Here is an 8808-nt window from a genome sequence, read left to right on the forward strand (position 1 = left end):
CTTTTCTTTCATGTTTTTGTTCCAGTTTTTGTAAGTAATCTGTGGTATGTGTAAGCGTTTCTTCTTCATCCCATTTTCTTTGCCGTGCATATTCTCTAATCATAAACTCAAATAAATCTCTTCGGTGCGTAATGGTACTTAGATTTTTGAGACATACTTCTTTGGGGGGGCATGTATCAAAAAAGAGAGAACGGTTAATATCGATTACCTGAAACTGATAATGCGCTTCTTTTTCCGATTTCCGAAACAGGAAGTTACCGAAATTCAAATCTCCATGTACAATACCTTTCTGGTGCATGGAAACGATTAGTGACACTAAGTCTGTAGCAAGTGTTTTGTCGTAATCTTCTTTAGGTACCAGGAAAGGGAAGGCCGGAGGGTCTGGACATGCTGTACAAATAAAATATCCGGTAGTGAACAGCCCGTGTTCATATGTTTCAAGAAAAGCAATCTCGTGAGGAGTTTCTATCCCGCGTTTTCTGAAGATTACGGCATAGCGAAAGGCCCTTTCTGCTTTGGTACTGCGAAAGAATGTATATGCAATCTGTTGAAAGAAGTTAACTCGTTTGAATCGTTTGGCAACGACTGGTGTGCCTTGAATAATGAAACGGCGTACTAAGTTTCTGCCTGAATAGACAATTTCTCCTTGTTCCTCGTCGAACATACGTGGAATATCAAAGAGTTCTTTTGCCATGTATTTATAATCTGGAGAAATTTCTATTTTCATATTGTTTTTTCTTCTGTAAGTGAGCGATACAAGTTCATCAATTCTTCGGCTTGTCTTTGTTCTGAAAAACGGGTAACGTATTTCAAGCCTTGTTCTATCATGTGCTGTTTCTTCTCCGGGTGATTCAGCAAACTACAGATTGCTTTTGTCATGCCTTCTTTATCGTCTGGATGTACGTAGAGAGAATCTGGCCCGCCTGCTTCTTCCAGGCAAGAGCCGGTGGCAGCAATGACGGGTATAGCAGAATGAAGAGCTTCAATAATGGGAATTCCAAAGCCTTCAAACCGGGAAGGGTAGACAAAAATTTCTGCCTGTTGGTAAATAGCTGGTAGATACTGGAAGGTTACATCATGAAGAAGATGCACACGTTGTTCCAGCCGATAGCTTTTGATAAACGCATCAATCTGGTTGGTATAGTTAGTACGTTTTCCCACTAAAACCAGGTGAATATCTTCTGGTATTCCAGGCATGGCCTTTACAGCTAATAATGCGTTTTTTCTTTCTTCTATACTCCCGACACAGAGAATGTATTTTGCAGGAAGATGATATTTTTCTCTTGCCTCTTGCTTAAGCTGCTCTGTTGCCGGATGGGTAAATGCTTCATCACATCCTTGATAAATAACGTGAATCTTACCTGTATCAATACCGAAATAGTGTACAATATCCCGTTTGGTACATTGACTGATGGCAATTATGGCATTTGCATCCTGGCATGCCTTTCTGAATTTATACGTATAAATGAAGCGGTCAATAGGTGGATAACATTGTGGATAGCGCAGAAAAATCAAATCGTGGATGGTTACTACGCTTCGGGTGTGAGCAGCTTTCCGGATATTGAGCGGAAGCTCATTGCTAAGACCATGAAAAACAGTGATATGGTCTTTCTTTAGGTTACTGGTCATACCGATGGAGCGCCAGATAGAACGGCATTTTTTCCATAATCCTTTGGGAGAGATGCAGGAAAGTGAAGGACACACACCAAGCAAGTGGTTGAATCGAGGATTGGAACGGATATGCGGAACGTAAAGGAAGTATTCGTTTTCTGGATAGAAACGATAAAGAATCTCAATCAGGTAACGGCTGTAGTTCCCTAATCCGGTAAAATTTTGTACGGCTCGTTTGGCATCAAATCCTATCCTCATATTAAATATATAATGGTTACGAAGTTTACAAAGGTAGGTTTTCTTCTCTATTTTACCAATTGAATGTGAAAATCATTTGTTTTTGCAGGTAAAAAAGATGAAGACTACGTTTCTTTTAATGCTTTTCAAAAGCTTTTGGTATACTAAATTCTCAAAAGATTATGTAATTCATTCTTTTTGTGTAGTTTTGCGAAAAGCATGAGTATAAATTAAAATAATTGTTTGGGCTGTAATGAAAGAGTATGATTATTTGATTGTAGGAGCCGGACTGTTTGGAGCAGTTTTTGCTCGTGAAGCAACCCGGGCAGGGAAAAGCTGTCTGGTAATAGACAGACGTTCCCATAAAGGCGGGAATTTATATTGTGAGGATGTAGATGGAATTCACGTGCATAAGTATGGTGCTCATATTTTTCATACAGACAATAAAAATGTATGGGACTATGTAAATGCATTGGTTCCATTTAATCATTTTATTAATTCACCGTTGGCACGTTTCCGTGATCGATTGTTTAATTTGCCGTTTAACATGAATACCTTTTATCAGCTGTGGGGAGTAGTGACCCCTGCGGAAGCCAAAGAAAAGATAAAAGAACAATGTGCGGCATACAGTCATATCGTGACTCCGGCTAATTTGGAAGAACAGGCTTTGAAATTGTGTGGAAAAGATGTATACGAATGCCTGATAAAGGGATACACAGAGAAGCAATGGGGACGTTCTGCCAAAGAGTTGCCAGCGTTTATAATTCGCCGGGTTCCTTTCCGCTTTGTATATGATAATAATTACTTTAATGACCGTTATCAAGGAATTCCTGAAGGTGGATATAATAAATTAATCGATGCTTTGCTTGAAGGCATTGAGGTTCGATTAAATACTGATTTCTTTACTGAACGTACTCGCTGGGAAGGAGTGGCAGACCGTATTTTGTTTACTGGGTGTATTGATGAATATTTTGACTATCAATGCGGGCATCTGGAATATCGTAGCCTGCGATTTGAAGAAAAAATACTGGAAATAGAAGATTTTCAGGGGAATGCAGTGGTAAATTATACAGCTCGAGAGATTCCTTATACCCGTGTGATTGAGCATAAGCATTTTGAATACGGAAAGCAACCGCATACGGTCATTACCTATGAGTATCCGGATATGTATGAACCAGGTAAAGAACCTTATTATCCGGTAAATGACGAGCAAAATGGAGCTATGTATCTCAGGTATCAGGAACTGGCCTTACAGTGTAAGAATGTGATATTTGGCGGCCGATTGGGGCAATATACTTATGCTGATATGGATGACACGGTAGCTTCGGCATTGGAATTATGGGAAAAAGAATGTAATCGATAAATGTATGAGAAATTGTTATTTGTCACGCAATTATAAAGGAGTAGACGGAGCCGGGAACAAGGCAAAGACTGATATAGAGCAGATTATGGAGTCAAATGGTTTTGTAAACGTCGGTTTACGTCAGACGCGTTATACAAATTCCATACTTGCTTTTCTGGCCACATTAGCAGGTGTGTTGAAACTTCCTTTTTCTTTGAAAAAAGGTGATAGACTCGTAGTGCAATATCCACTTAAAAAGTATTTTACACTGGTGTGCCAGATAGCTCATTGGAAAGGTGCTAAGGTAATTGTTGTCATTCATGATTTGGGTAGCTTTCGTCGTAAAAAGCTGACGGTAGCGCAGGAGATTCATCGGTTAGGGCATGCTGATTATATAATAGCCCATAATACTCGAATGAAACAATGGTTGTTGGATAACGGATGCAAGGTTCCTTTAGGGGTACTTGAGATTTTTGATTATCTTTCAGAAACCACAGCTTCTTCTCATTCGGCTCCTTCACAACCTTACGGAGTAGTATATGCAGGAGCCTTGAATCCTCGGAAGAATACTTTCTTATATGAAGTGGGTAATTATGTTCATTCCTATAAGTTTAATTTATATGGTAATGGATTTGATGTGGAAAAAGCGCAAGGAAAAGAATTTTTCACTTGTAAGGGATTTGTTCGATCTGATGAGTTGATTGCCACGGCAGAAGGAGACTTTGGCCTGGTTTGGGATGGTTTTTCTGTAGATGCTTGTACCGGTAATTTTGGAGAATATTTGAAATACAATAATCCACATAAGACATCTTTATATATTCGCTGTGAATTACCTGTGATTATTTGGGACCAGGCTGCCCTTTCTGATTTTGTACGTTCTAACGGTATCGGGATTTGTATATCTTCGCTGGCCGAATTGGATACAATATTATCTTCATTAACTCCTGCGCAATATGCAAAGATGAAGCAGAATACCGTAGAAATAAGCAGAAGATTAAGTCAGGGGTATTATATAACAAAGGCATTGTCTGAAGTAGCATTTTAAAGAATGGCAAAAGAAACAATACATATAGCTTGTAACATTGATACTTCTTATGTGAAGTATTGTATGGTTATGCTGACATCTTTGTTTGAGAATAATCGGAATGTTAGTTTCCATATACATGTGATTGCTGGAGAATTGTCTGTAGAGGCCCGCAGCTTGCTCTGCGATTGGGTAGAAAAGCATTACTCTCAGACATTGACGATTTACGAGGCGGGCGAAGATTTACTGAAGGGATGTGTGATTTATGGTGATAGTCATATCTCTTTGGCTACCTATTATCGGATTTTTTTAGAAACTATTTTACCACAGAATCTGCAAAAAGTCATTTATTTAGATTGTGACTTGGTTGTAAATGGTTCCATGCTGGATTTTTGGAATACTGATATTAAAGAGGTTGCTGTGGGGTGCATAGAAGATATGTGGAGTGGAAAACCTGACAATTATACGCGTTTGCATTACGATGCCTCTTTTTCCTATTTTAATGCCGGTGTATTGTTGGTGAATTTGGATTATTGGAGGAAGATAGGATTTCAGCAAAAAGCCGTAAAGTATATTTCCCAGCATGTAAATGAATTGATTTTCAATGATCAGGATGTTTTAAACGCTTTACTTTATGATTGTAAGTCGTTTTTACCGTTCCGCTATAATGTACAAGATGGCTTCTTGCGTCGCAAACGTCGCATTCGTCCGGAGTCAATTGCAGCGTTGGACCAAGAATTGCTCCGTCCTGTTATTATACATTATACGGGAGGAAAGAAACCCTGGCAATATAAATCTCAGCATCCTTATAAGGGTCTTTATTTCCACTACCTGGATTTAACTCCGTGGAAAGGCGAGCGTCCTGTAGTGCCTTTTTCATATAAGTTAAAAAGAGCGTTTGATAGATTATTGTATTTTATGAGGTTGGCTAAACCTAAATATAGAAAATGTATAGAATTATGTCTAAGGAACTCATAACTATAGTGACGGTTTGTTTTAATGCAGAACAGACTATTGCTAAAACTATGCAAAGTGTTCTGAATCAGACTTACCGTCCGTTGGAATATATATTGATAGATGGAAAGTCGACAGACAACACGTTGGATATCATTTATGAACTGCAACCTTTGTTTCAGAAAAGAGGAATTTCTATGCGAATCGTATCTGAAAAAGATAAAGGTATTTTTGATGCAATGAATAAAGGGGTCGGTTTTGCCTTGGGACGTTGGGTGAACTTCATGAATGCCGGTGATGTTTTTTGCAATGAAGATGTAATCACTCGTTTGTTCTCCTTTGACATCGATTCGGATACCAAACTTGTATACGGAGACACATTAAGGAAAAAAGTATACGGGATTGTGCCAGCAAAAGGGAATATTCCGGAGACCATATTACAGTTAATGCCTGCTTGTCATCAATCGATGTTTGCAGATACGGAAGAGATGAGAAATCATCCATTTGATTTATCCTATCGGCTGGCTGCTGATTATCATTTTGTATATAATTTATATAAGCGAGGGAAAAAGTTACAATATTTCCCAATGGATATTGCATTATTTGATGCAACAGAAGGGGCGACTTCAACAAATAAATTAGATGTAAAGCGTGAATGTGCTCGTATTCGTGGGGTGGAACATACATTGAAATGGCGTTTGTATTTTCTAAATAAGATGTTTTCATATTTTGTGAAGAGAATGGTAGATGGTCTTATTCCAAATACTTATTTGATGAAAATTAAGCAGAAAAATAGAGAACGATTACAGAATAGATAAGGCTATGCAAGGAAAATATCTCATAAGAATCTTGAAGAATTTGTTTCACATCAATAAAGATAGATACGTATATAAAGATAAAAAAAATCGGAAGTGGGCTTATATTTCTTATATTCCGCGAGTGTATTATAAAAAAAGGAATTCTTCTTGGTTTGATAAGCACCAGAATCGACGTGAAGCTTTGGTTATTGGAGAGGTTTTTAAACGTTTGGGCTATAATTATGTCATGGCTACTTATGATAGACCGATAGAATGTAATCATGAGGCATATGATGTCATATTCGGTGAAGGTCCGTGCTTTTCTATTATGGCAAAGCGTAATCCTTCTGCCTTGAAGATATATTATGCCACTACGGCATATCCTGAGTATCAGAACAGAATGGTAAAGGAACGAACGGATGCTTTTAACCAAAAGCACCATACACAACTGTTATATTCTCGTATGTCTCCTTCTGTATTGTACGATTTGCCTATAGATGCAATATTACAGATTGGCTCATCGGTTACTATACAAACTTATCCGATGGAATGGAGGGATAAAATTTCTTTAATTAATCAGTCATCCAATATTTTACATCATGTGAATATTAAAGAAAAAATGTCATTGTATGATAGGACACATTTTGTTTGGATGGGAAGTTCCGGAAGTATCTTAAAAGGATTGGATCTCGTTTTGGATTTTTTCCTTTATCATCCAGAATTGCATTTACATGTGATAGGAAAAATGGATCCGGATTTTGAGGCATATTATTCTCCTTTATTGGTTGATAAGGCGAATATAACCTTGTGGGGTTTTCAAAATGTCAATTCTGAGGAATTTAGTCGTATTTTACAGAAAGTTACTTTTTGTATTTACCCCTCTGCCAGTGAAGGTTGTCCTGGTGCTATTATTACATTAATGAAAATGGGGATTATTCCTTTGGTGTCTCAGGTTGCTTCGTTTGACGGGATAGAAACTTGTGGTTTTGTGATGCACTCACTGACGGATAAGGCATTAGCTGAGGCTGTAGAATGGTCACAATCTCTTTCGGATGATATGATTAAGCAAAGAATGAGACAATGTATAGATACCGCTACTCAGAAATGGAATCTGTTTTCTTTTGAGCAAGAGTTTGAAAATTATATGAGTCAGCATGTCGCAAAAACTGCTGACTCTCGGATTGTTTAATTTTTTTGTCTTTGTCGTTTATACTCCTCAATCCGTTTCATATACTCCTGGTCTTTTTTGCTGTTTCCCGGCTGGAAGTTCAAGTGCTCAGGAATGTTTTTCCCATGATCAATAATCATTGGTTTGACTCCGGATTTTACAATATCCAACGAGTCGTATAAATTGCCGGCAGGTACCTCGTAGGTGCTCATGCTGAGGGTATCCCCGTGAATACGGATGTACTGGTAATATCGGCTTTCAATACCATATTTGTCGAAACGCTGGTCGAATGTGATTCTATAGCTTTTGGGGGAGCAGTGACTGACAGTGTAAACGGGAGGAGTTGCACTGCCTTGTTCATCGTGAAGCGCCATTCGGGCATAAGCGTGTTCATGGCCTTGCAGGACGAGGTCCACATTGTATTTTTGAATAAGTGAGTTGAAAATCGTTTTTTGTGCCAAATTGTTGTATTTGCCTTTGACGGAATATAATGGATGATGCAAGACTACAATTTTCCATCGTGCATCACTTGCCTGAAGTTCTTTTTCCAGCCATTTCTTTTGTGACCACAGGTAAAAGAATTCTCGGTTACTGTCGAGTAAAAAGAGTTGCAGGTCATTATACCTGAGTGTGTACACTTGATTGTCGCCTACCATGGAATCTTGAAAATAGGAGAATACTAATGGGAAACGACGTTCCAGTTTACGGATGGCATATTTCAGGTATTCATGATTACCGGTTACATTTAAAACAGGATAGTGCTGCCCGATGGAATCAAGGCCAGAGAATGTTTCTGCCCAGTATGCATCCATAGGGCGTTCAGTCAGGTCACCTCCAAAGACAAAGAATTCTGTTTTGGGATGTGCCTGCAATGCTTCTTTCAGATACTGATTGGCTTTTCCGTTTATAGTATCTTGCACATCGCCTACATAGATGAAAGAGTAATCGTTACGGGTGGCCTGATTATAGGTATGAAAACTGTACCATGGGGAATATTTCCCGTCGTTGCTTACCCGGTAGCTGTAAAAGGAAGCTGGTTTAAGTGAGCGTAAACGGGCTGTGTAATAGGCAGCTTTGCCACTACGTGACTGAAACACTTCTCCCTTTGCTTCTATTCGTAAAGTATCTTTAGCCAAAGTGTCGATTAACTCTACAAAAGATGAAGAGGCAATCACAGAATCGTATTGCCAGCTGATGTTACGTGAAAGTTCTTCTTTGTCTCCAAATGTCAATAGTACTCTTCCGGGAGCGTTGAGTGGTAGATAAGCCGGTTCTTCCGGATTACCAAACCATACATGCCAGCGGGAATGAACCCAAAAACCTAATACAAGTAAAATGAGGACGGAGATTCCAAGGGTGATACGTTGTTTTTTCTTCATCTTTGTTTGGTTTAGAAGGCAAAGATACGAAGTTCTCCAAATTTATCGTTATTTTTGCCGTTCAGTATTTATAAAAAGGTGAGAAATGATGAAGAAAGAATTGTTTTCCAATGTATTGTCACTGGTTTGGAATTTATTGCTTGTTTATGTATGTTATACATTAAGCCGGCTGGTGTTTCTATGTGTAAATTGGGATACATTTAGCGAGCACTTGACTTTTGGGTATGCCATGAGCCTTTTCGGGGCAGGTATTATTTTTGATACTACCGCCATTCTTTATAGCAATGCTTTATTTA

At 38.6% G+C, this 8808-nt stretch carries 8 protein-coding genes and 1 pseudogene; 6 read left to right on the forward strand and 3 right to left on the reverse strand.

The features are described 5' to 3' along the window. Positions 1-727, reverse strand: a 727-nt coding sequence (locus ACMJ0U_RS04755) for a lipopolysaccharide kinase InaA family protein (protein ID WP_417128509.1), incomplete at its 3' end; no start/stop codon positions are given. Next, positions 724-1869 (reverse strand): glycosyltransferase family 4 protein, encoded by a 1146-nt coding sequence (locus ACMJ0U_RS04760; RefSeq protein WP_417128511.1) that lies wholly within the window; start codon positions 1867-1869, stop codon positions 724-726. The genes ACMJ0U_RS04760 and ACMJ0U_RS04755, both read right to left, overlap by 4 nt. A 232-nt stretch (positions 1870-2101) precedes the next feature. Here ACMJ0U_RS04760 and glf point away from each other — a divergent pair, with 232 nt between their 5' ends. The 5 genes from glf to ACMJ0U_RS04785 are packed head-to-tail and all read left to right on the forward strand — an operon-like array spanning position 2102 to position 7154. Then, positions 2102-3211 carry a UDP-galactopyranose mutase gene (gene glf / locus ACMJ0U_RS04765; protein ID WP_417128512.1) on the forward strand — a complete coding sequence of 370 codons (1110 nt, stop codon included), beginning with the start codon at positions 2102-2104 and terminating at the stop codon, positions 3209-3211. A 4-nt stretch (positions 3212-3215) separates the two neighbouring features. Beyond that, entirely contained in the window at positions 3216-4235 is a 1020-nt protein-coding gene (locus ACMJ0U_RS04770) for a galactofuranosyltransferase (protein ID WP_417128514.1), read from the forward strand. A 3-nt stretch (positions 4236-4238) separates the two neighbouring features. After that, on the forward strand, positions 4239-5192 hold the full coding sequence (locus ACMJ0U_RS04775; protein WP_417128515.1) for a glycosyltransferase family 8 protein: 954 nt from the start codon (positions 4239-4241) through the stop codon (positions 5190-5192). Next, on the forward strand, positions 5174-5986 hold the full coding sequence (locus ACMJ0U_RS04780) for a glycosyltransferase family 2 protein (protein ID WP_417128517.1): 813 nt from the start codon (positions 5174-5176) through the stop codon (positions 5984-5986). Before ACMJ0U_RS04775 ends, ACMJ0U_RS04780 begins: the two co-directional genes overlap by 19 nt. Positions 5987-5990: 4 nt before the next feature. Further along, on the forward strand, positions 5991-7154 hold the full coding sequence (locus ACMJ0U_RS04785; RefSeq protein ID WP_417128519.1) for a glycosyltransferase: 1164 nt from the start codon (positions 5991-5993) through the stop codon (positions 7152-7154). On the opposite strand, the gene ACMJ0U_RS04790 is transcribed toward ACMJ0U_RS04785, so the two are convergent. After that, a complete protein-coding gene (locus ACMJ0U_RS04790) occupies positions 7151-8512 on the reverse strand; it encodes a metallophosphoesterase (RefSeq protein ID WP_417128520.1) in 1362 nt (453 codons plus the stop codon). The two genes, ACMJ0U_RS04785 and ACMJ0U_RS04790, sit on opposite strands and share 4 nt — an antisense overlap. Before the next feature lie 85 nt (positions 8513-8597). Here ACMJ0U_RS04790 and ACMJ0U_RS04795 point away from each other — a divergent pair. Continuing rightward, positions 8598-8808: pseudogene (locus ACMJ0U_RS04795) on the forward strand (LTA synthase family protein); the annotation flags it as partial.

Source organism: Phocaeicola sp., from assembly GCF_048170425.1.
Classification (GTDB): Bacteria; Bacteroidota; Bacteroidia; order Bacteroidales; family Bacteroidaceae; genus Phocaeicola.

Bases quoted from the DNA above. Each gene is read 5' to 3' on its own strand.
- ACMJ0U_RS04785 (WP_417128519.1), top strand. From the start codon at position 5,991: ATGCAAGGAAAATATCTCATAAGAATCTTGAAGAATTTGTTTCACATC.
- ACMJ0U_RS04775 (WP_417128515.1), top strand. From the start codon at position 4,239: ATGGCAAAAGAAACAATACATATAGCTTGTAACATTGATACTTCTTAT.
- ACMJ0U_RS04780 (WP_417128517.1), top strand. From the start codon at position 5,174: ATGTCTAAGGAACTCATAACTATAGTGACGGTTTGTTTTAATGCAGAA.
- ACMJ0U_RS04760 (WP_417128511.1), bottom strand. From the start codon at position 1,869: ATGAGGATAGGATTTGATGCCAAACGAGCCGTACAAAATTTTACCGGA.
- glf (WP_417128512.1), top strand. From the start codon at position 2,102: ATGAAAGAGTATGATTATTTGATTGTAGGAGCCGGACTGTTTGGAGCA.
- ACMJ0U_RS04770 (WP_417128514.1), top strand. From the start codon at position 3,216: ATGAGAAATTGTTATTTGTCACGCAATTATAAAGGAGTAGACGGAGCC.
- ACMJ0U_RS04790 (WP_417128520.1), bottom strand. From the start codon at position 8,512: ATGAAGAAAAAACAACGTATCACCCTTGGAATCTCCGTCCTCATTTTA.